The organism is Polynucleobacter sp. UB-Siik-W21, assembly GCF_018687415.1.
Lineage (GTDB): Bacteria > Pseudomonadota > Gammaproteobacteria > Burkholderiales > Burkholderiaceae > Polynucleobacter.
On the sequence record NZ_CP061289.1, the window covers coordinates 1,611,695 to 1,637,175 of the forward strand.

Consider the following 25,481-nt stretch of genomic DNA (forward strand, 5'->3'; position numbering starts at 1 on the left):
GTTATCTTCGCTTCAGGCTGGTGGATGATCTTCAGGATTCACATCCAAAGCAATCAAAAAGCGTGACACCATGTTGTAAGCAGCAATCACTGTTACTAATTCGACTGTATCAGTGCTACCCAGCTCTTTTTGCAAACGCTTCATCAATTCAGAATCTACTTTGATATTGCGAGTCATTTGAAAAGTCAGGTCTGCAGCATCATTCTCCACCTGGGAGAACAGATTTCTAGGGAAGCTAGACTGACCAATTAAACGCAAAGCCTGAACTTGTTCTTCTGTACCACCGGCTTTCTTAAAAGGGAGTGCATGATGAAAGAACTCATATTCAGCGCCGTTCAATACTGCAACACCACACATCGCCAACTCACGCAACTTGGGATCTAGTGAAAGATTGTTCCGAATCTCGCCGATGAAATGATTCCAACCCTCGGCAACCGGCACGCTATGTAATAGCATACGATCCAAATTAATAAACTGACCGCCACGACGCTGACGAATGGCCGCAACTAGCTCAGCTGGTTCAGCTAAGTCCATGGGCTGATAGGGAATTAAACGTTCTGACATAAATACTTTCTATTGAGCGGTTTCTTTAATATTGTTTTCAATCACGAACTTACCCCAGATACCAATTTGCTTGCCAATAAATTCGCGCGCAGTTTCAGGAGTGCCGCCAATGATTTCAATGCCTTGAGATTTAAATTTCTCAGCTACAACTGGGGTCTTTAAGGCTTTATTCAAAGCCTTATTCATCGCATCCACAATGGCTGGTGGTGTTTTGCCAGGCGCCAATATTGCCCACCATGCTGGCGCACTAAAGCCAGGGAAACCACTCTCAGCAATGGTTGGAACATTTGGCAAGGCTGGAGATCTCTTTGCAGTAGTAATCACCAAAGGAATGACGCCGCCACTTTCAATGTGCGGCTTTACCAAGAACTCTGAACCAATTGCTAGCTCAACTTGACCACCCAAAACGTCTTGCATTAAAGGACCGCCGCCACGATAAGGAATGTGGTTCCAATCAAAGCCTGCCTGCTTTGCCAAACGCGCCATCGCTAAGTGCCCTAAGCTACCTATACCGATAGAACCGTAGCTAAATTTCTTACCTGCTTTAGATTGCTCAACAATTTGTTTAAAACTGGTAATGCCGGAGTTCTTACTAGCAACCAGCACCATTGGCGAAGTACCTACCAAAATGATCGGCGCAATATCTTTAATCGTGTCGTAGGGGAGCTTATCTTTGAGACTCGGGTTCACGCCATGGGTATCAAAAACTGCTGCGAAGGTGTAGCCGTCAGGATCAGAGCGTGTCATGGCAGATGTACCAATCACGCCTGAAGCACCGCCGATGTTTTCAACGATCACATTTTGTTTTAGTTCGGCCTGTAGTGCGGGAGCCAAAATTCGGGCTACCTGGTCTACAGATCCACCAGGAGGAAAAACAGCAATCAAGCGAATAGGTTTCTGGGTTGGCCAAGCACCGGTGCCCGCAGTTTGTGCCAAGGCATGGTTACTGACCCCGAGAGCTAATAAAGCCAGGATCAGGACTCTTTTAGTCTTTTTTGCCATATCTAGCATGGATTCGTCTCCTTTGAATAAGACCTCAAGATTACCACCCTCAAGCCCTATTTGCTCGATAATGCTGGGGTAGCTTGAAGAGAAAAAACATGAAGTCGATTTTGAACATTGCCGCCTATTTATTTGTCAGCTTAGATGAGCTGCCAGAACTGCGCGCCAAAATGCTCGATGAATGCAACGCCAGAGAACTCAAGGGCACCATTCTGCTCACTGGCGAAGGCATCAATCTATTTCTCGCAGGTAAAACAGATGCCTTACGTGGATTTTTAGATTGGCTACGTACCGACTCTCGCTTTGCACCTTTGCAGGCAAAAGAAAGTTGGTCGGATGAGCAGCCGTTTAAAAAAATGCTCATCAAACTCAAGAATGAAATTATTCGCATGAATCATCCAAGCATTCAGCCAGAGAAAGGTCGAGCGAATTTTATTTCCCCAAAAAAATTACAAGAGTGGTTAGATCGAGGCACAGATGATTTAGGCCGCCCTGTAGTGATGGTCGATACGCGCAATGCATTTGAAGTGGACTACGGCACTTTTGAAAATGCCCTGCACTTTAATATTGAGAAGTTCACCGAATTTCCTGCGGCCATCTCTGCGCATAAGGAAGAGTTGACCGATAAAACCCTAGTCAGTTTTTGCACTGGCGGAATACGTTGCGAAAAATCAGGACTCTACATGCGAGAAATCGGCATGGAGCATAGCTACCAACTGGAAGGTGGCATCCTCAAGTACTTCGAAGAGGTTGGTTCTGCCCACTATCAGGGCACCTGCTTTGTGTTTGATGAGCGTGAAGCGCTAGAACCCAATCTGGATACCATACCCTTAGAGCAATCGATTCGGAAAAAGCTCAAAACTGGCTGACTTGATAGCCAATACTGAGCATCAATAGTAAAATGATCTACCTGCATTACCTTAATAAGTAACAATCATTCGGACTTGAGACATGTCTAAATCTATTTATCGGCAAACGCCGATTTTTTTATCTTTTCTGTTTGCTTTGATCGGACTCACAACGAGTCTTAGCATTCAAGCGCAGACACCCGCTTATCCGACTAAGCCGATCAAGTTGATTGCACCAGTTGCTGCCGGTGGTGGGCTCGATAACATTGCTCGGGCTGTTGCAGAAAAATTGTCTCGCTCTATTGGTCAAACTATTGTGGTTGAAAATATGGGTGGTGGTGGTGGCACGATTGCTTCTCAAGTAATCGCCAAGGCGCCTGCTGATGGCTACACTCTGATGATTGCCTATGTGGGGACTCATGGCACCAACCCAGCAGTTCGTCGTCTGCCTTATGACGCCATTAAAGACTTCACCCCGATCGGCATGATTGGCGCAACACCAAACGTACTAGTGATTAACTCTGATTTACCGATTAAAAACTTTAAAGAGTTTGTTGATTACGCTAAAAAGAACCCTGCCAAGTTAAGCTATGGTTCTGCTGGTCCAGGAACGTTAACTCACCTTGGAATGGAGCAACTGAAATTAGCAGCTGGGATCTTTATGGTTCACATTCCTTATCGCGGGGTTGGTCCTGCTTATACCGATTTGTTAGCAGGCCAGACACAAGCCATGCTCCCCACCCTGTTTGCTGCTTTACCTTATATCAACACAAATCGTGTGCGTGGACTGGCGGTAACAGGCGCCAAACGCAGCTCCGCTGCTCCCACCATTCCGACTTTTAAAGAGCTAGGTTTCAGCGGTTTTGATGGCCAACAATGGTATGGACTAGTAGGACCCGCGAATTTGCCACCTGCGATCGTCACCAAGCTCAATAGTGAACTTAACAAAGTTCTCGCCTTGCCTGACTTCTCAGAAAAAATGACCAGCGAGGCGATGACTTTGATGCCAATGACACCACCCCAGTTTACAAATTACATCAAAGAAGATATTGCACGCTGGGCTAAGGTTGCAAAAGATCGTCATATTGAACTCGAATAAAAATAACCCATTAAGAATAGGAAAACATATGTCTCACGCTATTGCTGCAGCAGCCGATTTAAATGCACCACCCGTTACCAAAATGTTGGCAGAGTTTGTTACCTCCCATCCAAGCCAAGGCTGGACACCAGAGGTGGATCACGAAGCTCACCGGACTTTTCTCAACTGGCTAGGTTGTGCTATTGGCGCTGCCAATCATGAAAGTGTTGAATCGTCTTTAGCCGCTATTCGCGAATTCCAGCCAGCACCACAAGCCAGCATCTTAGGTCGAAAAGATAAAGTTGATATGGGTGGCGCTGCCTTAATCAACGGCATCAGCTCACATACTTTTGACTTCGATGACACTCACCTCAAAACCGTGATCCACCCTGCAGGTCCAGTAGCTTCTGCAATTTTGGCTTTAGGCGAACACATTAATGCCAATGGTCGCCAAATCATTGACTCTTTAGTTTTAGGTATCGATGTTGCTTGCCGCGTTGGTAATGCGATGTATCCAGATCACTACCACCGTGGTTGGCATATCACTGGCTCAACCGGTATGCTCGGATCTGCTGCAGCTTGCTCACGCTTAATGGGTCTTGATCTACAGAAAACTACCATGGCACTGGGTATTGCCGCATCACAACCAGTTGGAATGCGTGAGCAATTTGGCACAATGACAAAGCCATTTCATCCAGGTGGTGCAGCACGCGCAGGGCAACTCTCTGCATTACTTGCCAAGCATGGGTTCACTTCGAGCCCGAAAGCATTAGAAGCGGGTCGCGGCTATATGCAAACTGTTTCTACGAAATGTGACTGGTCAGAAATTGATCGCGCCCTCGGAAAATCATTTGAGATTTCTTTAAATACTTACAAGCCCTTTGCTTGTGGCATTGTGATTCACCCTGCGATTGATGCTTGCGCACAATTACGCGCCCAAGGCGTTAAGGCAGAGGAAGTGGAGCGTATTGAATTACGTGTGCACCCTCTGGTCTTGGAGCTCACTGGCAAGAAGACTCCGAAAGATGGTCTCGAAGGGAAATTTAGCGTGTACCACGGCTGCGCTGTTGGCTTAATTTTTGGTCAAGCGGGTGAAGGTGAGTATGCTGATGACATCGTCAATCGCGCTGATGTCATGGCTTTGCGCGCCAAAGTAAATGCTACTACCGACACTTCTATTGACGAAGCTTCAGTTGATGTCAAAGCATTCTTAAAAGACGGTAAAGAAGTACATGTATTTGTAAAGAATGCTATTGGCTCTCTCGAAAATCCAATGAGCGATGCTAATTTAGAACAGAAATTCACAAATTTGGCTGAACCCATCATCGGCAAAGAAAAAACTCGTCAACTCATCTCAGCATTATGGAAACTTGGCAATGCATCAGATCTCAAGCAAATCTTGAGCCTTTGCACACCTGACTAAATCTAAAGAAAGTATCGAGTTATGGCCTCATTACCAAACATCGTCATCCTTGGCGACTACGAACGCGCTCTGGCTCGCTTTTCTGACTGGGAAAATTTAGAGCAGCAAGCAAGCCTTACCTTTCATCATGAGCCCCTGCGTGATGAGGCGCTCTATGAAGCCGTTAAAGATGCTGATGCAATTGCAATCGTACGGGATCGCTCCCCATTTAATGAAGCCATGATTGCGCGCTTACCTAAGCTGAAATTTCTCATGTTTACTGGTGAACGTAATGGCACCTTGGATGCTTCAGCATTAATCGCACGCAATATTCCGATAGCCTGCTCGCCCGGCGGCCCATCCAAAGAAACTACTGCGGAACTCACATGGGCACTCATTCTTGGGGCTTCAAAGCGCCTGATTGAGGAAAACAAACTGATTGCCTCTGGTGGTTGGCGTGATCAACTATCGGTTCTTCCCATGCTCTCAGGTGAGCGCTTAGGCATCATGGGTCTTGGTGCCATTGGTAGTCGCGTTGCACGCGTAGGCGCAGCCTTTGGTATGGAAGTCGTTGCGTGGAGCCCGCGCATGACTCCTGAACGAGCTGCTTTAGAAAATGCAAAAGCAGTGAGCCTAGAAGAATTACTTTCCACATCGAAGATTGTGTCAATGCACCTAGTAGCTGGTCCTGGAACCAAGGGGCTGATTAGTGCAGATCAATTGGCTTTAATGCGCCCTGACTCTATCCTGGTAAATACTTCACGCTCTGCGCTCATCAATATGAGCGATCTGCAAAAAGCATTGGCAGCTGGCAGGCCAGGGCAGGCAGCTGTCGATGTCTTTGACATTGAGCCCCTCCCAGAAAAAGATCCTTTACGTAATACCCCCAATCTTTTAGTAACTCCCCATTTAGGATTTATTGCAGAGCCAATTTTTGCTAGCTTCTCAAAAGGCATTACTGAAACACTAGATGCCTGGTTGAACAACAAACCCATACCTCATCCTTTTAAGCCACAGTAATTTTGAAAACACTCACACCTCTCGAGCTATTTATTAGCTTTAGCAAAATCGGGATGTCTGGGTTTGGTGGGGTCTTACCTTGGGCCAGAAGAACCTTGGTTGAGCGCGATAAGATTTTGACCTCTGAGGAATTTAGCGCCATTCTGGGCATCTGCCAAATTGTTCCTGGGCCTAACATTGTCAACCTCGCAGTGTGTATTGGCTCTCGTTTTGGCGGTGCCAGAGGCGCTATTGCCGCTGTATTGGGTTTAACTCTAGGACCCATCTCGATCGTCATGGTGTTAGCCCTTTTATATGAACACTATCGATATCTTGACTCCGTCCAAGGTGTACTTCGAGGAATATCGGCCGTGGGTGTTGGCTTGATTGCATCTACAGGCTTCAAAATGCTTAAGGATGAGTTTCGGTATCCAGCGATGTTGATTGTGGTCATTGTCACCATACTTGCTGCTAGCTATTTCCATCTTGGCTTAGGTTGGGTGGTGCTCATCTCCTCGCCATTAGCATTGGTCTTAGCCTGGAAGAAGGCCCATTCAGAATGAGTATTCTCATCAGTCTTTTTCTAAAACTGTCTGCATTCTCTTTGATTGCATTTGGTGGGGTGAACGCCCTGCTTCCGGTGCTATTTAACTTGGCTGTAAACCAAGAGCATTGGGTTGATGTGCAAACTTTCTCAGACTATTTTGCAATCGCCCAAGCAGCACCCGGCCCCAATTTTATGACCGTCACTCTATTGGGTTGGCATATCTATGGTGTCATTGGTGCACTCGTTGCCACGTTTGCTATTGCATGGCCATCTTCTATTTTGATCTTCTACTTACAGCGGCTCATTATGGGCATCAAAGATCCTCTGAAAAAGAAATCAATTCAATATGCTGCGGCAGCGCTAGCCATTGGCCTAGTACTCTCTTCAGCCTGGCAAATTTCTTTACAAATCAATCAAAGTGTCGCGGCTTATATATTGACGATGACTACGATTGCGATTACCTTCTTTACACGTTGGCACCCTCTGTATCTGATAGTCATCGGAGCCGCACTAGGTTTATCAGGTATCGTCTAATAAGGATCAAAATGAAACTGACCCATTTTCTTCTAAGCGTAATTGGCTTAAGCAGTCTCTTGAATGCTGGTATGACACAGGCACAGTCTAGCTACCCTAATAAGCCGATTAATTTTGTAGTGCCTTATGGTGCTGGTGGTGGTGCAGATTCTCGTAGCCGTCAAATTGCACAAAAGATGAGTGTCATTCTGAAGCAGCCGATCGTTGTTGATAACAAGCCCGGTGCCGGCGGTAATATTGGCACTGAATTTATTTCTCGCGCTACTCCGGATGGTTACACCATTGGTATGGGCAACTTTGCACCTATGGCAGTAAACAAAACATTGTTTGGTAATTTACGCTACGACCCTGAAACTGATATCACCCCAATTGTGTTGGTTGAAAAAGGTCCTTTGGTATTAGTAGTCAATCCAAGCTCATCTTATAAAACCATCCAAGATATTGTGGCTGCAGCCAAAGCAAAGCCAGGTGAACTCACATTCTCATCCGGTGGTATTGGTGGTAGTCACCAGCTTTCTGCAGAACTCTTTGAGCAAAATGCCGGTATCGATATGATTCACGTGCCATACAAAAGCGGCTCTGCTGGCCTCACCGATTTGATGGCAGGCAATGTCACGATGATGTTTGATCAAATGTATTCGGCTATGCCAAGCATCAAAGCAGATAAGCTCCGTCCAATTGCCATTACCAGTAAGAAGCGTTCTCCGCTTCTACCCAATGTGCCAAGCTTTGCTGAGAATGGCTACCCCAAGGTTGAGGTGCTGAATTGGCAGGGATTAATTGCCCCTAAAGGCACACCGAAGGCCATCATCGACAAACTCAACGCCGCAGCCAATGAAGCCTTAAAAGATCCTCAATTACGAGAGCTCATGCTTTCACAAGGAAATGAAATCGGCGGTGGCAGTCCTGCAAACTTTGCAGCGCTGATTAAATCAGAATCCATCAAGTGGAGTGCCGTCGTCAAGACGGCTAATATCAAGCCAGAGTAATTTACTCTAGACTCACTTGAGGGCTTGGTAAGTCAAGATACCTAAGAAGGTTAGTACCAATGAGCCAATCAGGTGTAGCAGTGCTGTGCCCAGCGCCCAAGTAAATTCTCCCCGCTGAATAAAACTCACTACTTCCGCGGAGAAGCTAGAGAAAGTAGTGAGACCTCCAAGGAAACCTGTAATCACAAAGAGTTTCCATTCCGGTGAGAGTTGTGGATTGTTACCAAAGAACGCTACTGCTAAACCAACGAGGTAGCCACCGACCATATTCGAGATCAAGGTACCTAAGGGTATGACTGAGGCTGCACTCACGGTCAAAACATTAAAGCCTGCCCGCAACAAAGCACCAAGACCAGCACCAAAGAAAATTGCAAGAATAGAGAGCCACATAATTTTTCTTTATTGAACAGAAAAGCTGAGCATACTGATCGAACTCATTTCGATACCATCAACAAATACTTTGGCATGCTCACCGTCTTGTTGTAATGCTAGGGTATATAAAGCAGGCCAGTAGTGCTCTGCAGTCGGAATTGATAGATGGGCAGCCTCACCATACTTTTCCCAATCGATCAGAGGTTCATGGCGATTGGCAAGAATCTCGGTAGCAAAGAATTCACTAAATTCTTTCGCCCACGGGTAAGGTTGCGCATTCTCTTGCCAATGAATCGTGCGCAAGTTGTGCACCACATTCCCGCTAGACAGAATCAGAATATTTTCATCACGCAAGGGTCTTAACTGCTTTGCTAACTCATAATGCTCGCGCGCTGACATAGACCCATCTAAGCTCAGCTGCACCACTGGCACATCTGCATTGGGATAGAGGTACTTCAAAACAGACCAGGCACCATGATCAATGCCCCATTCATTCTCTTCAAGTACGACGGGTATATTGAATAACTCTTGAACGCGATCCGCGAGAGCAGGACTGCCCACTGCTGGATATTCAATTTCAAAGAGTGCTTGCGGAAACCCGCCGAAGTCATGAATAGTTTTAGGTTTTGCCATTGCGGTAACCCAAGTACCTCGAGTGACCCAATGCGCCGAAATCACCAAAATGGCGTCAGGACGTTTGAGTGATTTTCCTAGAGCAGCCCAAGCCGCAGTAAAACGATTGGGCTCTATAGCGTACATCGGACTGCCATGGCCAGCAAATACAGCAGGTTGGCGATGGCTAGTCATGAAGACTAATTAACCGAATACGTAACCAGTATGAGCAGCTACCAATGCAAACAAAATCGCCAAGCTAGTTGCAGCAGCCAACATCACGATCAAAGTAATGATCTTTTTGTTAACTTCTTCTTTAGATTCGTTGTGCCATTCGTTCATGCTAAATCCTCTGTATGCGCATTAATAATAAGTGCAATTATCCACTATCGACCGCGGCCGGCCTTGCGCATCATCCCTTTTCCACCGCCAAAGCCTGCCTGAGGCCTACCAGCAGGTCCAGATGGGCCTTTTGGTGCTGGTGGACGGGCTGGGGGTTTAGCCACTACAGGTTTAGCTGGGTTTTTTGGGTCGGGTTTTTTATCGTCAGTCACTTTGAGCTCCTATGGATATCATATTGCCATGATTACTGACTATTCTATCCAAGCCGTCGCCATTAATGCGATTCCCCTCATTTTTGCCATCACCATCCATGAGGCAGCCCATGGGTATGCAGCCCGTAAATTTGGCGATAACACCGCCTATATGCTTGGCCGAGTGAGCCTCAATCCCGCCAAACATATAGATCCCGTTGGCACGATCTTAATTCCCCTGGTCCTTATTTTGACCGGCTCACCCTTCTTGGTTGGCTACGCTAAACCCGTGCCTGTGAATTTTGGACGCTTGCGAAACCCTAGAATGGACTCTATTTGGGTTGCCTTAGCGGGGCCTGGCTCAAACTTCTTTCAAGCCCTGATTTGGGCGATCTTGCTTATCCTATTGTTAGGTTTTGGCATGAATGAGAAATTCTTTATCTCAATGGCTCAAGCCGGTATTACCTGGAATTTGGGTCTCCTGGTATTTAATCTTTTTCCTTTGCCACCCTTAGATGGTGGACGTATTCTTTCCAGTCTGCTCCCCGCCCGTCAATCGATTGCTTTAGGCAGACTAGAGCCTTGGGGATTTTTTATCGTTCTCGGGCTGGTCTTTACTGGAATCATCGGTAGCCTTTGGATGGAACCCTTGATGGCTTTTTTCAAATGGATCGTTTACCTACTGACGATCCCGCTGCAAATGATCTTTTCATAGGACGGTCAAACAAAAGTCATCATTCTGGAGTATGCTAATTTCACAGTAGGCGGTCTCCATTAACGAATATATCTCAAGAGGTTCCCATGAAGCTACAGAAAATTATTTTAGCGAGCACGGCAGTAGTCTTGGCAATTGGTGCCGGCGCTGCGATTGCACAATTTCAAAAACCAGAAGATGCTATTAAGTATCGCCAAAGCACCTTCACTGTTATAGGCAACTCTTTTGGAAAAATCGGCGCTGTCGTTAAAGGTGAAGCTCCCTATAACAAAGATGAAGTCGCTAAAAATGCTGCGATCGTTGCTATGCTTTCTACCTTACCTTGGCAAGCATTTGGCCCAGGTACTGAGGGTGGTAAAGCGCAGTCTGATATTTGGTCTGATAACGCCAAGTTCAAAGCTGCTTCTGAAAAAATGCAACTAGCAGCAGTCGATCTCAATAAGGCTGCTCAGTCTGGTGATTTAGAGAGTATCAAAAAAGCATTTGGCGCCGCTGGTCAAACCTGTAAAGGTTGTCACGACGATTTCAGAAAAAAATAATCTGCTTATTTAGTAATGAAATAAGCTACCGCAAGGGCTATAGCACTAACAAGCACCAAGGCTAGAGTACGTTGCAAGCCTCCATCTTTGGAGGGTTGACCCAAGTCAGAAAGCATATATTTTGCTTCCTCGCTTGGGTCGATTTCTTTATCGCCGCTCAGCATAGGTTTAATTAAGTCCTCATTTTTGTATTTCCTATAAAACCAAATGGCAGCGATATGAATCGTAATCAAGGTATAGATCACGACTTGATTGCCTTCGTGAATTTGAGATAAAAAAGAAACTACTGCATTGGGCACATATTTAGACAAGGGTCCTTGAAAAGCGATCTCATCATCAACAAATAAACCCGTTAATACTTGAACACTTAAAACCAAGAGCAACGCAAAAACGGAGAGAGCGCCTACAGGGTTATGCCCCAAAACGCGGAGAGACTTTCCTTGTAGGTAATCGAAAATAGCAGCACGCGTAGGAAAGAAGTTGGCAAAGCGGGCATGTCTAGATCCCACAAAGCCCCAGATGACTCTAAAAATCAATAAACTCAAAACGCTGTAACCAAAATAAGCATGCCATTCAATAGCGTTACCACCGAGGTTAACGCTAATCAGACTGCCGGCAATGCAAAGCACTAGCAGCCAGTGAAATGAGCGGATTGGTAAATCCCAAACACGAATTGATTTCTTCATAGCATGAAGAATAAAGCAGAAACTCCCTTAAACTCATTAAAAATGAACCCAAGTAAAGCCTTTAGAACCCTGCTGCTCTACCGAATTGGCGCAACACTCAGTTACCAAATTACGATGGTGGCGGTGGGTTGGCATATTTACGAGATTACCAATAGCGTAGTTTCCTTAGGTCTCATTGGCTTAGCTGAATTGGTACCGTACTTTCTGCTGGCACTCTATGCGGGCCATGCGGTAGATCACTACTCTCGCAAACTCATCGCAGCGATTGCCTGTCTCATTCATATTGGGGTCGCTTTATTTTTGACGGCGATTGCGCTTGGCTGGGTGGCACCACCCGTTCCTTTAATTTACACCGCAATTGCCTTGATTGGTGCAGGCCGCGCCTTGTTAAGACCCGCCTATACCGCTATCTTTGGACAAATTATTCCTAGAGAGCATTTACCACGCTATACCGCCTACGCATCTTCTGCATTTCAAATTTGCGTAGTCGCTGGTCCTGGCTTAGGCGGTCTGATGATTGGGTTTGCGGGACTAGAGTGGACCTATCTTCTCGCCGGATTTTGTGGGGCTATTGGTTTGTATGGCATCACCTTCATACATGCGCCACAAGAAAAAATGAGCCAGCTCTCAGGACATTTCTTTAAAAGCTTCTTAGAAGGGTTTGATTATGTTCGTAAGCATGAACTCATCTTGAGCATCATGGCATTGGATATGTTTGCCGTATTGTTTGGTGGTGCTGTTTCAATTCTGCCAGCTTTTGTAAAAGAGGTTTTGGATGCGGGACCAGAAGCTTTAGGCATTCTGCGTGCTGCGCCAGCAGCGGGCGCAGTCATTACTGGCATCTACTTGGCTAAGCGGCCATTACTAACAGATTCTGGCAAGCACTTGTTGCTCTCAGTAGGAGGCTTTGGTTTAGCCATTATTGCTTTTGGTCTTTCCAGTGATCTATGGGTTTGTGCCGTCTTCCTATTTATTTCGGGCTGCTGTGATTCAGTCTCGGTCGTGATTCGCGGCAGCATTATGCAACTCACTACTCCGGATCACATGCGAGGTCGAATCAGCGCCATTAATGGGATCTTTATTGGATCCTCAAATGAATTGGGTGCGCTAGAGTCAGGCATCGCAGCGAGCATGATGGGCTTGGTACCATCGGTTGTATTTGGGGGAGTTGCGACCATCGCAATCGTACTGATTACCTATCGACTCGCACCACATCTCAGTAAACTCCATCTCAAAGATATTTCCTAAAGATGGAGTTTGGGTTAGCTAGACTTATTTGATTTCTGGTAACTCTTTTTGAATAATCTTCAGGCCTTCACGCAAGGCATCTTGATATCGCTCACGTTCGGCTTTAATAGATTCAGCAGTCCATGAATAAAAACCTTCACCCGTCTTCATGCCAAACTTTCCACTCTCTACCCGCTCGCTTAAGCACTTAGCAATCGTAGTTGAGTTATTTAGCGTGGGATAAATCGTCGCTCCACCAGCAGCATGAATCTCTAGACCCGCATGGTCTCTTTGCATTGCCGGTCCAGCGGCAATATAACGGAAGCCAAATCCATAGCGCACTGCCTTATCAATATCTTCTGGAGTGCAAATACCAGCATCGACCATCGAAAACGCCTCACGCGACAAAGCATGTTGCAAACGATTTGCTAAGAAGCCAGGCAAATCTTTTTTGACCGTTACAGGCACCATGCCACATGCAGTCATCAAACGAGTCAGGCTATCGCCAACTAGGGGTGAAGTTTTTGCACCGTAGATCACTTCCACGCAAGGAATCAAATGGGCCGGCATAAAAAAATGTAAACCAATCATGCGCGCAGCTGTTTTTAATCCGCTAGCGATTTCGCTAATTGGAAAGCTCGTACTATTGCTAGCCAATACTGCTTCTGGCTTTGCGTACTTCTCTAGCTTGGCAAATAATTCACGCTTAATATCTAGACGCTCCGGAACACACTCAATCACCAGGTCAATCTCTGCCCAATCGACCTCTTCCAGAGATCCAGCAACAGACAACAAGTGAATACGATTTTCATAACCTAAATCGGTCATGGTGTTCACAAAGTAATCTGGCAACAGGGCACGACGCTCTGTGGTCGGCTCGACTACTTGCACAGCACAACCACCGCGCGCGCAGACTGCGGCGACATCGGCCCCCATCGTTCCGCCGCCGACGACAACTACTTTGGTTTCAGCTGGGGTAAACAACATGACATATTCTCCTAGAGGGGAGGACTTTTCTGCAAAAATCCTCATACAATGGAATCATTATTCCAATAAAAAATAGAGACAGACATGATCCCCGTCAATTCGGTGCTGCAGGTCGGCCATTTTCCTGAGATTATGCAGGCGGAAATCGATCGCCGCTTTACGCCAATCCGACACCCCGATATTAATGCGGCACCCCCCGCTGGAAACTTCGAGGCTATCTTGATTCGGTCTAACACCAAATTACCTGAAGCCCTGGTCAAAAAAATTCCCAGTATTAGACTGGTATCCACCTGCGGCGTAGGTTACGATAATCTCCCCCTAGGCTACCTTCAGGCACAGGGAATTAAGGCCACCAACACCCCTGGCGTTCTGAATGATGCCGTTTGTGAATTGGCGATTGGCATGATGCTCAGCCTCATGCGGCGCCTTCCTGAATCCCAAGAGTATGTCAAAAGCAATGCTTGGGCTAAAGCCCCGTTTCGCTTGACCACCACCTTGGCAGGCAAACGGGTTGGGATCGCTGGTATGGGTCGCATCGGCCAAGACCTAGCCAAACGTTTAGAGCCATTTAAGGTCGAGATTGCGTATTCTGGACCAAATCCAAAGCAGGTTTCTTATACCTATTACAAAGAGATTGTAGATTTAGCTAGGGTTTGTGATGTTCTGTTTTTGGCCTGCCCAGCAACACCTGATACGGATAACTTGGTTGACACTGCCGTTTTAGAAGCGCTTGGACCCTCGTCATACTTAATCAATATCGCTCGCGGAAGCGTGGTTAACGAAGCCGCTCTTTTATATGCGCTGCAGCATAAACAAATTGCTGGCGCCGCCCTGGACGTGTTTAATAATGAGCCCTGCCCTAATTCTGCCTTTCTAGACCTGGATAATGTTCTACTGACACCCCATATCGGTAGCGCTACCTCGGAAACACGAGTAGCTATGACGAACTTAGCAGTAGATAATTTAGAAGCTTTCTTTACACAACAACCACTTCTTTCAGAAGTTCATTATTAATTGGAGTCAGCATGACCATTTCTTTACATCCCTCTACTTTGCCAGCGGTGTTATCACCAGTTTTGACACCATTTAAAGCAGACGGTAGTCCAGATGCCCAGAAATTACTAAAGCAATGTCAATGGTTAGAAACCAATGGCGTAGGTCAAGCCATCTTTGGTACAAACTCAGAAGCAAATTCTATGTCTGCTACGCAAAAGATGAATACGCTCACTGCGCTGATTGAAGGTGGTTTAAATCCAAAGCATATGATGCCCGGTACTGGTTCTACCTCGATCGAGAGTACTTATCGGATGACTGCTCATGCATTGAGCTATCAATGTGCAGGCGTATTAATGTTGCCACCCTTCTATTACAAAGATATCAATGATGATGGTCTGTTTGCTTATTTCTCGGAAGTGATTCAGAAGGTAGGCAGCTCAGGATTACAGATTTACATCTATAACATTCCGCCAGTGACTAAAATCAACTTAAGCCTGTCACTACTCGAGCGCTTGACAAAAGAATATCCAAAGACAGTCGTTGGGATGAAAGATAGCTCGGGCGATTGGGAATATACAGAGTCCGTGATTAAGCTCTTGGCGCCACACGGCTTCCGCGTCTACGCTGGTAGTGAAGTATTCTTAATGCGCACCCTGCGTGCTGGTGGCGTTGGCTGCATCTCTGCTACTGCAAACGTTAATCCACAAGCTATTGCTGACCTTGCCACACATTGGAGAGAATCTAATGCAGATGAACGTCAAGCAGGCTTAGATAAAGTGCGTAGCGTCTTTGCAAAATATCAAATGATTGCCGGTATGAAAACAGCGGTAGCACACTACAGCAATGATCCAGAATGGTTGCGTGTACGCCCACCACTAATGCAATTGAGTGCGGAACAGCAAGCTCAGCTGCTCAGTGAGTTAAAGCAAATTAACTTCAGCATGCCAGGTCTTTAATCAATACCTCTTCATAAGATCAATAGGAGACACCAATGAAATTACTAAAGCTCATTGCCTTATCGCTCAGTTTTATATGGGCTAGCGCATATGCACAAAACATCTCGATTGCAACCGGTGGTACTGGTGGCGTTTACTACCCAATGGGTGGCGGCCTTGCTGCCATGCTCTCAAGCAAAGTACCGGGTATGTCAGTTACGGCGGAAGTCACTGGTGGCTCTGTGGATAACTTAAAACTGGTTGGCACTGGCAAGCCTTACGTTGCCTTCTCTATGGCTGATGCCGCCAAAGATGCATCAGTGGGTGATGATAAATTTAAAGACAAGCCAGTCGATTTACGGACCTTGCTCATACTGTATCCAAACCTCATGCACGTCGCTACCGTTGAGTCTACTGGCATCAAAACCATGAAGGATTTGAAAGGTAAACGCGTTAGTACAGGTGCCCCAGGAAGCGCCACTGAAGTCATGGCCTTCCGCTTGCTAGAGGCTGCAGGTCTAGACAAAGATAAAGATGTAAAACGTGAGCGCTTGAGCGTTGCTGAATCTGTCAATGCAGTAAAAGATCGCAAGATTGATGCTTTCTTTTGGGTGGGTGGCTTACCCACTGCAGCTGTTACTGATTTAGCGAATAGCCCAGGCATGAAAATCGTGATGGTTGATACCGCTGCTGAAGTTCCTGCTATGAATAAAAAATATGGCAACCTTTACTTCCCGGCTGTGATTACCAAGCAAACCTACAGTGGTATGGCGAAAGATAATAATGTTGCAGCAGTTGCAAATCTGCTGGTTGTAAACTCATCTATGCCTGATGCAGAGGCATACAAAATTGTCAAGGCTATTTTTGATAATCAACTTGAACTAGTTCGCTCACATGCGGAGTTCAGAAATATTAAATTAGAGAGCCAAAAATCGAATGCAACACCAGTTGCTTATCATCCAGGCGCATTAAAGTACCTTAAAGAAAAAGGTGTCAAGGTAAACTAAGCCATATCGGGGTGAGTTAATCTCACCCCTTCTGCTTTTAAGTGGTACATCAATATAGGTTGAAGCATGAATCAGAACGTCATCGACAATGAAACCCAAGAGAAATTAGACGCTTTTATTAAGCAAGAGGAAGGCGACTCTAATGACTACAAAGGCTTATTGGCCAAGTTCATTACTTTAGTTGCCGTCGGCATGTCTTTGTTTCACCTGTATGCCGCCTACTCGATTGTTCCAACTCAGCAGCTGCGTGTTATTCACGTTGCCTTAGTGTTATTCCTGGTGTTCTTAAGTTTTCCGCTGGCAGCTCGCTTTAAAAATAAGTTGATGTTTTGGGATGTTTTGTTTGCCCTAGGGTCAGTAGCTATTTCTTATTACATCCTGAGTGGTGGTGATGACTTCATGGATCGCAATACCGCCCCAAATCCTACTGACGTCATCATCGGGATTGGCCTCATTCTATTGATTCTAGAAAGTGTGCGCAGAACAAACGGCATGGTTCTAGTGACCGTTACAGTGCTCTTTTTACTTTACGCCCTCTTTGGTAACTATCTGCCTGCGCCATGGACACACAAAGGCTATGGCCTCGATCGCCTAGTTGGTTACATGTATATGAGTCTTGAGGGAATCTATGGCACTGCGGTCGATGTCTCTGCAACCCTCATTATTCTCTTTACGATTTTTGGCGCCTTCCTGCAATTTACTGGGGCCGGCAAATTCTTTATCGATTTCTCTTTTGCTGCAATGGGTGGCAAATCCTCTGGTGTAGGCAGAACCATTGTTCTCTCTTCTTTCTTAATGGGTGGTCCATCAGGATCCGGTGTTGCAACTACCGTTACCGTAGGCTCTGTTGCCGCTCCCATGCTGGATAAAGTTGGTTACGAAAAAAATGCTGCGGGCGGACTGTTAGCTGCTGGTGGACTTGGCGCGATCATCTCGCCACCCGTTTTGGGTGCCGCAGCGTTCTTGATTGCAGACTTCCTGAAAATTTCCTATTTGGATGTTTTGCTCATGGCAACCATCCCCACCATTTTGTTTTATCTTGGTTTATTTGTAATGGTCGAAATTGATGTTCGTAAATATGGCATGAAGAACATCCATTTTGAATCTGCTGAATCTGCTTGGGAATTAACAAAAAAATATTGGTTTCACTTTTTCTCGCTGATCTCGATTGTGGTGTTTATGATGTTTGGCTTCTCACCAGTCATGTCGGTATTTTGGGCCACCGTAGTGTCCGCCTTCTCCAGCATGTTGCGAGAAGATACGGCCATCATTCCTTGGGCTTGGTTTAAAGGCAAGGAACCTATCTTGGCAGGTCTGTATAACTCCAACCTCACCAAGGCCCTGGCCTCAGGCTCCACAGGCGTATTGGCCATTGCTGCAACTTGCGCTGGTGCTGGCCTGATCGTAGGTACAGTAACCTTAACGGGTTTAGGACTGAAATTCAGCTCGATTGTGATTCAGTATGCAGGCGGCTCTTTATTGCTCACCGCCATCTTCACCGCCTTAATTGTTTGGATTGTGGGTCTGGCAGTTCCAGTCACTGCTTCTTACATTATTTGCGCAGTGATTGCCGCGCCAGCCTTAATTAATTTAGGGGTGCCTGCATTTGCTGCTCACATGTTCATCTTTTATTACGCCGTTCTCTCTGAGGTATCCCCTCCAACTGCTTTATCTCCGTTTGCGGCAGCCGCTATTTGTAAAGGCAATCCTTATAAGACGACATTACAAACCTGGAAATATGTTGCGCCAGCCATTCTGGTGCCATTCATGTTTGTTTTAGATAAATCTGGTGTGAGCTTGCTCTTGATGGGATCAAGCAGCGCCCTCGAGCAAGCAGACTGGATGCAGATTGCGTGGATTTCCTTCACTGCAGTGGTGGGCATTATCTGTTTAGCTGGTGGCCTACAAGGCTGGTTTATTGAGAAAACCAAATCCTTCGAACGTATCATCATGGTGATCTCTGGCGTGGCTTTAGCTTATCCATCCACTGAGGCAGATCTGATTGGCTTTATTGGTTTTGGCTTGGTCTTGGTTACCCAAATGATGACTTATTACAAGCTCAATCGAAAGCCTTCCTAAACACTGTTGAGTATCAATATGAATACCCTAGTTTCATTTATAAAGCCCGCAATTGCGGGCTTTATTTTTACTCAGTGTATCTAGCTTACTTTAATGTGACTAAGCTCAAGCGATCTTGGTCCAAGGTGTTTTGCCAGCATACTTCTGAACTGCAGCTTCATCAAACTCAAAACCCAGTCCCGGAGTCTTGTGCAAAATCAAATCGCCATTCTTAAATGTTAATTGCTTATTAATTAAGCGGCGGAAGTTCAGCACTTGATCATCCAAGAAAAACTCAACAAAGCGAGCATTGGGTGTTGCAGCTACAAGAGGAGCATGGAGATCATGCATCCAATGAGGGCAAACAGTGATGCCCTTAACATCGGCATAAGCAGAGATACGGCGCCACTCCGTAATACCGCCACAAACCGCTGCATCAGATTGCAAAATCGCTGCACCACCAGCATCAATCAACTCTCTAAAGCGCCAACGACCTGCCTCCATCTCACCGGTAGCTACATTAATCTTGGTTTGACGTGCTAAAGCAGCATGCAGATCAATCGCGTCAGGTGAAAATGGCTCTTCAATCCAATAAGGGTTGTAAGCCTCAAAGCGTCTGACATACTCCAGCGCAGTAGGCAGATCACGCCAAGCATTATTCGCATCCAAAGTCAGCAGAATATCGTCTCCAATTGCCTTGCGGGCAGCCTTCACACGCGCTTCTTCTTCAGCAGGAGAGAGGCGCCCTACTTTCATTTTCACTGCCTTAAAGCCCTGCTTAACGTAGGATTCCATTTCCTTACCAAGCTTGGCAGGGGTCTTACCTTCTAAGTAATAACCGCCGCTGGCATAAGCGGGTACGCGATCATCTACTACTGAGCCAAGATAATGATGCAAAGGCAAACCGGCAGCTCGAGCATTGAGATCCCAAAGTGCCGTATCTAAAATAGAGATCCCGCGCATCACAGCACCAGTGCGTCCCTGCAAAATGGATTCGTTATACATATCCATCCACAGGCCTTCGCTCCGATGACTATTTTGACCAATCAACTTGGGCGCAAGTAATTGCTCAACAGCAATCTTCGCAATATCACCGCCAGCGCTACCAACATAGCAAAAACCAATTCCCTCATTACCATCCTTACCGCGAACTTTAACTAAGCAATAGTGACGCTCAGAGACGGTCCGGGTTGAAAATGAGGTGACTTTATCCAAAGGTACAGCCACTGAGGTGACTTGCACAGACTCGATGATCGGCATCCGAACTCCTTCATAAAAAAAATATTGTAGCCAGTATTGAAATACTGGGTTTACGTCATTTGTGGGGTTAATTTATTGCAGCACAACAAAATTATCAGAGTGGCAGTCCACATTATTAGATAATTGCATAGTGAATAGAAAAGTAACCGCTCATTACCGCCTCGTCAAAGGGATAGCGCTCCTACTGGGAAATGGCTTGCTCAGCCTCTCTATCGGATTGAGCCCCATAGCACATGCTCAGACTAGTCAGACCCAAAAGTCAAATCAAAGCCGTACCAAAGTGTATGTTCAAAACACGAAGCAAGTAGGATTTAAAGATAAATCCGCAGGGTCTAGCTCAAAGATCAATAGCATGAGCTTAAATCCATCGGTCATCCAAAGAAAAGATCCTAGTGAACTCATGCTCGATAGCGATGCCAACCTGGACTATCGAGTCATGCAGGGATGTTTGCGACGCAGCTTTAATGATGCTAATTTGCCATCAAGCATCGGTATTGATAATCGCCAATTTTCTGAATTCTTTAAAAATCAGACTAAAGGATTTTTTGATAAGATGCGGGGCGATTGCATTCCGTATGCAGTGGCATTTACAACGCGCAATCGTTTTGATTCATTAAGCATTATGAATGGTCCTGTACAGGATGATAAAACGGAAGTTTGGACATTTACACCATCTGCTTTTGGTGGATTCTTAGTACAACAAGATCTTCTCAGAAATGAATCCAAAAACCTAACAGAAATTCGGGTGCCTTTAAGAGAAGTTTTATATGACCCACGCAAACTAGGCGATAAGTTACCAGTGGAATTAGTCTGGGAACTGAACTCAATCATCAAGCAGATTTATCCAGAGGACAATAATTCGCTTGAAAATACTAATAGCGTTGTGCGACTCATTATCGACTTTGGCGACCGCGAAAGATGGGCGCAGATTTGGGCTGTTGAGATTATCGATCCCAATAATAAAGAAGTATTTGCTAGCGCCTTTTGGGTCGAACGGAGTGATATACCTGGCGGCTTCTTTACCAGTGGCGGTGAATCCCTTGAGCACTCTTTCTGGACTAACCCACTAAGCTATCGACGCATCTCCCGCGGAGTGGGTATGGTACGCGCCGGCAAAGCGAAACGCCCCAAGAGTAATACTACCGTTGTCCAACCAGCACCAGCCAAGCAGCGCTATCGCACCCATATGGGAATTGATTACGCAGCGCCGATTGGCACACCAATCTTCAGTGTAGCCAACGGTAAAGTAGCGCATCTTGGCTATAACGGCGCATTTGGCAATCTGATTGTTTTAGAGCATCCGGGTGGCTATCGCACTTTCTATGCGCACTTAAGTAATTACAATCCAGAACTTGAGTTGGGAAATGAAGTGCGTCGTGGCCTTGAAATTGGTTACGTTGGATCTACCGGGCGATCAACTGGACCCCATCTCCATTTTGAACTGAGAAAAGATGGTGTTTACATCGACCCCTATTCAAGCAAAACACAACTCGATCTATGGTCAATGCGGGATAGCGAAAGTGGACAACTCACAAGAGAGGTTTTACTACTAGGCAGCCCACTTGCTTATCAAGCCAAGTAATCCTTAGCTCCGCAAATAAATAGGGCCCAATGGGGCCCTATTCTTTTGACAATATTTGAGTTATTAACCAAGCACGAGCACAGGTAACTTAGAGTGCACAATGACTTCGTGGGTTTCGCTACCTAATAAAACACCTTTGATACCGGTGCGTTTATGAGAAGCCATCACAATCACATCTGCTTTTGCTTTTTTGGCGCCATCTAAAATACCTTCAGCAAGATTTGTATTAGAGATATGCAAGGACTTAGCCTTGATACTTGCGCCGAGGCTGGTAGCTGCCTTTTTGAAAACATCTTTTGCATAGGCTTCACAAACTTTTTGATGCTCTTTTGCAGAGACTCCGTAGCCCATCGAGCTGTCGGAATACACCAAAGGAGGTAATGGATCAGATACGTATACCAAGGTTACGGCAGCGCCATCTGCCTTAGCAAGTTCTGCAACCTTTTTTAAAGACTTTTTGCTGACCTCTGAACCGTCAACCGGTACTAATAAATGCTTAAACATATCTACCCCCTTAAATTGAACTAATAACGTTCTCTTTCTATGATAATACTTATTATTAATCTATAAAAGATCAAAGGGGAACTTAATTGCTCAAGTATCTAGGAATCTACTTTACTTTTTTAATCACCCTCCTTGCGGTGGATTTAACGTGGCTTTTAGGAATCGCAAAGAACCTCTATCGCGAGGAAATGGGCGATCTCATGGCTAGCGAACCCAAGCTCATTGCCGGCTTAGCGTTTTACCTTCTCTATGCTTTAGGCGTCTGTATTTTTGTTATTGCGCCTGCACTCTCAAAACAGTCTCTGATCTATGCACTGCAATATGGTGCCCTCTTTGGATTTTTTTGCTACATGACCTACGACCTGACCAATCTAGCCGTCATTCGAGACTTCCCTACGAAATTAGCATTCGTTGATATTGCCTGGGGATCTGTAGTAACAGGTCTCTCTGCGGGATTGGCGTATTGGGTAGGCGATCGACTGTCTTAAAACAAAGATGTTTTTTCATCCCAGAATCCTAGACTCATTTAAGGGCTATAACAGCACCTTATTAACCAAGGATGTTTTAGCAGGCTTAACAGTAGGTGTCGTAGCGCTGCCTTTGGCTATGGCTTTTGCGATTGCCAGCGGGCTTAAACCCGAAGCGGGAATTTTTACCGCCATTATTGCTGGCGGTCTCATTTCACTATTGGGAGGAAGTCGCGTTCAAATCGGTGGACCGGCCGGTGCATTTATTGTGGTTGTATACGGCATTGTTGAACGCTATGGCATCCCTAATTTATTGCTAGCTACAGCAATGTCTGGGGTGTTCCTTTTATTGATGGGAATATTCAGACTGGGAACTCTGGTGCGATTTATTCCGATCGCTGTCATCATTGGCTTTACAAATGGCATTGCCTGCTTAATCGGTCTATCGCAAATCAAAGATTTCTTTGGTTTAAGGATTGAGAAAATGCCTGCTCAATTTTTTCAGTCGATTCACGCTTTATACAACGCAGCAGATACGGTCAACCCCACTGCACTAAGTTTGGCCTGCGGAAGTCTAGCCATCATTATTGGCTGGAAAAAAATTCAGAAGCATTTAGGCTGGCTCTGCCATCTTCCAGGCACAGTCGTAGCAATGTTTCTAGCTACTCTCATTACCGCTCTCTTTAACTTGCCAGTCGATACGATTGGTAGTCGATTTGGTGGCATCCCTTCGAGCCTCCCCCATTTTGAATGGATCTCAATTGGTTGGGGCACAGCACAATTTATGGTGATCCCTGCTTTAACACTAGCGCTACTCGGCGCTATTGAGTCTCTACTCTGTGCACGCATTGCCGACAGCTTAATACATGATCGTCACGAATCCAATCAAGAGCTGATGGCGCAAGGTATTGCTAATTTAGTGACGCCATTTTTTGGCGGAATGCCCGCAACTGGCACTATTGCCCGGACTGTCACCAACATCGAAAGTGGTGGCAGATCGCCGCTAGCAGGCGTTGTTCATGCGCTTACTTTATTGCTTGTGGTGCTGTTTGCTGCTCCTCTGGCAAAAAATATTCCTTTGGCAAGCTTGGCTGCAATCCTAATGTATGTCGCTTGGAATATGGGTGAATGGAAAAAGTTTGTGGACTTAAAACAATTCCGACTACCTTATCAACTCACTATTGTGAGTGTATTTTTGCTCACAGTGATTTTAGATCTTACTGTCGCAGTACAGGTAGGTCTACTCTTTGCCTTTATCACTTTTATCTATCGCATCTCAAGCCTATCACGTTGCGAGCTAGCGGATGCTAGCAGCTTCAGTCAACTCGAAAATCAACAGGGTCGTATTGATGCCTATCGAATTTACGGTGCTATCTTTTTTGGAGCAGTCAAATTACTAGAAAAGATTGAAGAAAAATTACCTTCTCAAGTTTTATTAATTGATCTGAAGAATGTAATCTATGTAGATACTTCTGGGATGGAAACTATTACTGAATTAGCGCATCTTTGCAAAATACGTAATATCAAATTGATCATCTGCGGTTTAGAGCATCAGCCTTATGAGATGGCACAGCGTAGTGGTTTCTTACAAACCTTACCATTAGATTGTCTGTACCCAGATTTACTCTCAGGGATTGCGGCTGCAACACAGCACTAAACGATATAAATTAATACCGCCTGCAGTAAATAGTAGTGATAACAAATCGCTTTAATACTGTTTGTCATTACTCATGAACTTGGTTTATCTATCCAGCCATTTCGACGCTCATAAATCACAAAGAGAACTCCCCACATCACGACGGCAACATAAGCCCATACCCAAGCAATTTGAGAAGAACGCGAACCAGAAATATCCAACACAAAACCAAAAATGGCGGGGCCCATTAAGCCACCACCAAATCCCATGAGCGAATGCAATCCCATGGCAGCACCCTTAATATTTTCTTGAGCGCTAATGACTAAGCCGGCCGTTAAGGTAGCAGAGTCAGCCATGATAAAAATGGCATGCCCAATTGCTAAAGCCACAATTAACCACCAGGAGTGGCCTGTGGAGGAAGCAAGCGCAACACCCAGCACTGCACTTGTCAGCATCACAATACAAACCCACTTTTGACGCCCCACTCGCAGAGCAATCTCATTACCCAAAATCGAGGAAGGCACCCCAAAGAAATTGATGACTCCAGCTAGGGTAGTGGCAGCTAGAAAAAAGGATTCCCCAGATGCCGCTGTACAAAATGCAAAGAAAGCCACAAGCCAACTTCGAGAGGCAAATAATTCAAGGGAGTGAGCGGTGTAACCAAAGATAAATCCAGAGGCCTTTTTGTTTTGCAGCACTAACTTCCACTTATCCACTGGAAAGATGTCGCGCAAACGGATTTGGATAGGCCCTTTCCATTGCTCATGCGCAAGTGGCGGTATGAATATCAAGACAATCAGAAATGCAGTAAACGGCCCTAGAGCAATGATGCCAAATACATAGTGCCACCCTAGTGCACTCAATATCCAGCCAGAACATAAATAAGAAAAGCCAGTACCAATTCCAAAGAAGGCCGTATAGAAAGCAATGTGACGTGTCAACTCACCAGACTGAATTCGGTCAGACAAAATTTTAAGGCCTGGCATATAGGTCCCCGCAAGACCTGCACCATTGATTGCCATAAAGAACATCGCTGTCCAAAAATTACTGGCAAAGAGACTCATTCCCAATAAACCAGAGGTCGCAGAAAGACCACCAACCAGATATACCTTACGAGCATCTATGCGATCGGTTAATGCTGTAGCCAGAGGTACGGCAAGCATATAACCAAAGAAGAAAGCACTAGCAATCAAGCCTGATTGAAGATTACTTAAATGCCATTCCTCTTGCAAAGGGGTGAGGACAACGGCATAACAGGCGAAACCCAGTAAAGCACAGGTTTGCGCCATAAGCATAAGAGGGGTATAGCCAGCCGATCGAAAGCGCATAAAGTATCAGTAAAAACGTGAACCTATTCTACTCGCCCAAGTCCTCCAAGACCCGCTACACTAATGAAAAGAAG

General features: G+C 45.7%; 28 protein-coding genes. 17 read left to right on the forward strand and 11 right to left on the reverse strand.

The features are described 5' to 3' along the window. Positions 1 to 12: 12 nt before the first annotated feature. Both C2756_RS08400 and C2756_RS08405 read right to left on the reverse strand, forming a co-directional pair. Complete coding sequence (locus C2756_RS08400) at positions 13 to 564, reverse strand: carboxymuconolactone decarboxylase family protein (RefSeq protein ID WP_215318582.1); 552 nt, start codon at positions 562 to 564, stop codon at positions 13 to 15. Between the two features lie 9 nt (positions 565 to 573). Continuing rightward, complete coding sequence (locus C2756_RS08405; RefSeq protein ID WP_215318584.1) at positions 574 to 1,575, reverse strand: tripartite tricarboxylate transporter substrate binding protein; 1,002 nt, start codon at positions 1,573 to 1,575, stop codon at positions 574 to 576. 89 nt (positions 1,576 to 1,664) lie between these two features. On the opposite strand from C2756_RS08405, the gene C2756_RS08410 reads away from it, so the two are divergent. The 7 genes from C2756_RS08410 (at position 1,665) to C2756_RS08440 (ending at position 7,963) form a co-directional block, all read left to right on the forward strand. Beyond that, positions 1,665 to 2,435, forward strand: a complete 771-nt coding sequence (locus tag C2756_RS08410; RefSeq protein WP_215318586.1) for a sulfurtransferase — start codon at positions 1,665 to 1,667, stop codon at positions 2,433 to 2,435. An 82-nt stretch (positions 2,436 to 2,517) separates the two neighbouring features. After that, positions 2,518 to 3,513 carry a tripartite tricarboxylate transporter substrate binding protein gene (locus C2756_RS08415; RefSeq protein ID WP_215295504.1) on the forward strand — a complete coding sequence of 332 codons (996 nt, stop codon included), beginning with the start codon at positions 2,518 to 2,520 and terminating at the stop codon, positions 3,511 to 3,513. A 28-nt stretch (positions 3,514 to 3,541) separates the two neighbouring features. Next, complete coding sequence (locus tag C2756_RS08420) at positions 3,542 to 4,915, forward strand: MmgE/PrpD family protein (RefSeq protein ID WP_215318588.1); 1,374 nt, start codon at positions 3,542 to 3,544, stop codon at positions 4,913 to 4,915. Between the two features lie 21 nt (positions 4,916 to 4,936). Continuing rightward, positions 4,937 to 5,914, forward strand: coding sequence for a D-2-hydroxyacid dehydrogenase family protein (locus C2756_RS08425; protein WP_215318591.1), 978 nt, complete (start codon positions 4,937 to 4,939; stop codon positions 5,912 to 5,914). Between the two features lie 2 nt (positions 5,915 to 5,916). After that, a complete protein-coding gene (locus C2756_RS08430) occupies positions 5,917 to 6,456 on the forward strand; it encodes a chromate transporter (protein WP_215295509.1) in 540 nt (179 codons plus the stop codon). Next, the gene (locus C2756_RS08435) at positions 6,453 to 6,974 is read left to right on the forward strand and encodes a chromate transporter (protein ID WP_215318592.1); all 522 of its coding nucleotides are present in this window, start codon (positions 6,453 to 6,455) and stop codon (positions 6,972 to 6,974) included. Before C2756_RS08430 ends, C2756_RS08435 begins: the two co-directional genes overlap by 4 nt. Positions 6,975 to 6,985: 11 nt before the next feature. After that, positions 6,986 to 7,963: a tripartite tricarboxylate transporter substrate binding protein gene (locus C2756_RS08440; protein ID WP_215318594.1), complete on the forward strand. Its 978-nt coding sequence runs from the start codon at positions 6,986 to 6,988 to the stop codon at positions 7,961 to 7,963. A 12-nt stretch (positions 7,964 to 7,975) separates the two neighbouring features. Here C2756_RS08440 and crcB read toward each other — a convergent pair whose 3' ends face one another. From crcB to C2756_RS08460, 4 genes are read right to left on the reverse strand one after another with little or no spacing between them, the layout of a single operon-like run. Further along, a complete protein-coding gene (crcB, locus tag C2756_RS08445; protein WP_215318596.1) occupies positions 7,976 to 8,353 on the reverse strand; it encodes a fluoride efflux transporter CrcB in 378 nt (125 codons plus the stop codon). Between the two features lie 9 nt (positions 8,354 to 8,362). Continuing rightward, complete coding sequence (gene ygiD, locus C2756_RS08450; RefSeq protein WP_215318598.1) at positions 8,363 to 9,142, reverse strand: 4,5-DOPA dioxygenase extradiol; 780 nt, start codon at positions 9,140 to 9,142, stop codon at positions 8,363 to 8,365. 9 nt (positions 9,143 to 9,151) lie between these two features. After that, positions 9,152 to 9,289 (reverse strand): hypothetical protein, encoded by a 138-nt coding sequence (locus C2756_RS08455; protein WP_172793433.1) that lies wholly within the window; start codon positions 9,287 to 9,289, stop codon positions 9,152 to 9,154. Between the two features lie 44 nt (positions 9,290 to 9,333). Beyond that, positions 9,334 to 9,501: a hypothetical protein gene (locus C2756_RS08460; RefSeq protein WP_215318599.1), complete on the reverse strand. Its 168-nt coding sequence runs from the start codon at positions 9,499 to 9,501 to the stop codon at positions 9,334 to 9,336. A gap of 28 nt (positions 9,502 to 9,529) precedes the next feature. Here C2756_RS08460 and C2756_RS08465 point away from each other — a divergent pair, with 28 nt between their 5' ends. Further along, a complete protein-coding gene (locus C2756_RS08465) occupies positions 9,530 to 10,195 on the forward strand; it encodes a site-2 protease family protein (RefSeq protein WP_215295519.1) in 666 nt (221 codons plus the stop codon). A gap of 86 nt (positions 10,196 to 10,281) precedes the next feature. After that, positions 10,282 to 10,734 (forward strand): cytochrome c, encoded by a 453-nt coding sequence (locus C2756_RS08470; RefSeq protein WP_215295521.1) that lies wholly within the window; start codon positions 10,282 to 10,284, stop codon positions 10,732 to 10,734. 5 nt (positions 10,735 to 10,739) lie between these two features. On the opposite strand, the gene C2756_RS08475 is transcribed toward C2756_RS08470, so the two are convergent. Further along, positions 10,740 to 11,420 (reverse strand): cytochrome b/b6 domain-containing protein, encoded by a 681-nt coding sequence (locus tag C2756_RS08475; protein ID WP_215318601.1) that lies wholly within the window; start codon positions 11,418 to 11,420, stop codon positions 10,740 to 10,742. Between the two features lie 42 nt (positions 11,421 to 11,462). On the opposite strand from C2756_RS08475, the gene C2756_RS08480 reads away from it, so the two are divergent. Then, positions 11,463 to 12,668: an MFS transporter gene (locus C2756_RS08480; RefSeq protein WP_215318603.1), complete on the forward strand. Its 1,206-nt coding sequence runs from the start codon at positions 11,463 to 11,465 to the stop codon at positions 12,666 to 12,668. Positions 12,669 to 12,692: 24 nt separating this feature from the next. On the opposite strand, the gene C2756_RS08485 is transcribed toward C2756_RS08480, so the two are convergent. Continuing rightward, positions 12,693 to 13,634, reverse strand: a complete 942-nt coding sequence (locus tag C2756_RS08485) for a 3-hydroxyacyl-CoA dehydrogenase family protein (protein WP_215318605.1) — start codon at positions 13,632 to 13,634, stop codon at positions 12,693 to 12,695. Between the two features lie 84 nt (positions 13,635 to 13,718). Between C2756_RS08485 and C2756_RS08490 the strand changes: the two genes are divergently transcribed. The 4 genes from C2756_RS08490 to C2756_RS08505 all read left to right on the forward strand — a co-directional run bounded on the left by C2756_RS08490 (position 13,719) and on the right by C2756_RS08505 (position 18,651). Next, positions 13,719 to 14,648 carry a 2-hydroxyacid dehydrogenase gene (locus C2756_RS08490; protein ID WP_215318607.1) on the forward strand — a complete coding sequence of 310 codons (930 nt, stop codon included), beginning with the start codon at positions 13,719 to 13,721 and terminating at the stop codon, positions 14,646 to 14,648. 11 nt (positions 14,649 to 14,659) lie between these two features. Next, positions 14,660 to 15,586: a dihydrodipicolinate synthase family protein gene (locus C2756_RS08495; protein WP_215295531.1), complete on the forward strand. Its 927-nt coding sequence runs from the start codon at positions 14,660 to 14,662 to the stop codon at positions 15,584 to 15,586. 35 nt (positions 15,587 to 15,621) lie between these two features. Then, entirely contained in the window at positions 15,622 to 16,572 is a 951-nt protein-coding gene (locus C2756_RS08500; protein ID WP_215295533.1) for a TAXI family TRAP transporter solute-binding subunit, read from the forward strand. 66 nt (positions 16,573 to 16,638) lie between these two features. Further along, positions 16,639 to 18,651: a TRAP transporter fused permease subunit gene (locus tag C2756_RS08505; protein ID WP_215318609.1), complete on the forward strand. Its 2,013-nt coding sequence runs from the start codon at positions 16,639 to 16,641 to the stop codon at positions 18,649 to 18,651. A gap of 105 nt (positions 18,652 to 18,756) precedes the next feature. On the opposite strand, the gene C2756_RS08510 is transcribed toward C2756_RS08505, so the two are convergent. Next, a complete protein-coding gene (locus tag C2756_RS08510; RefSeq protein ID WP_215318611.1) occupies positions 18,757 to 19,890 on the reverse strand; it encodes a mandelate racemase/muconate lactonizing enzyme family protein in 1,134 nt (377 codons plus the stop codon). Between the two features lie 352 nt (positions 19,891 to 20,242). On the opposite strand from C2756_RS08510, the gene C2756_RS08515 reads away from it, so the two are divergent. Next, positions 20,243 to 21,472, forward strand: a complete 1,230-nt coding sequence (locus C2756_RS08515; RefSeq protein ID WP_251372032.1) for a M23 family metallopeptidase — start codon at positions 20,243 to 20,245, stop codon at positions 21,470 to 21,472. A gap of 63 nt (positions 21,473 to 21,535) precedes the next feature. Here the strand turns inward: C2756_RS08515 and C2756_RS08520 are convergent, their stop codons facing one another. Further along, a complete protein-coding gene (locus C2756_RS08520) occupies positions 21,536 to 21,976 on the reverse strand; it encodes a universal stress protein (RefSeq protein WP_215295537.1) in 441 nt (146 codons plus the stop codon). 86 nt (positions 21,977 to 22,062) lie between these two features. Here C2756_RS08520 and C2756_RS08525 point away from each other — a divergent pair, with 86 nt between their 5' ends. Both C2756_RS08525 and C2756_RS08530 read left to right on the forward strand, forming a co-directional pair. Continuing rightward, entirely contained in the window at positions 22,063 to 22,464 is a 402-nt protein-coding gene (locus C2756_RS08525; RefSeq protein ID WP_215295539.1) for a DUF2177 family protein, read from the forward strand. 7 nt (positions 22,465 to 22,471) lie between these two features. Further along, on the forward strand, positions 22,472 to 24,100 hold the full coding sequence (locus C2756_RS08530; protein ID WP_215318613.1) for a SulP family inorganic anion transporter: 1,629 nt from the start codon (positions 22,472 to 22,474) through the stop codon (positions 24,098 to 24,100). Between the two features lie 71 nt (positions 24,101 to 24,171). Here the strand turns inward: C2756_RS08530 and C2756_RS08535 are convergent, their stop codons facing one another. After that, positions 24,172 to 25,374, reverse strand: coding sequence for a nitrate/nitrite transporter (locus tag C2756_RS08535; protein ID WP_251372033.1), 1,203 nt, complete (start codon positions 25,372 to 25,374; stop codon positions 24,172 to 24,174). Positions 25,375 to 25,481 lie beyond the last annotated feature (107 nt).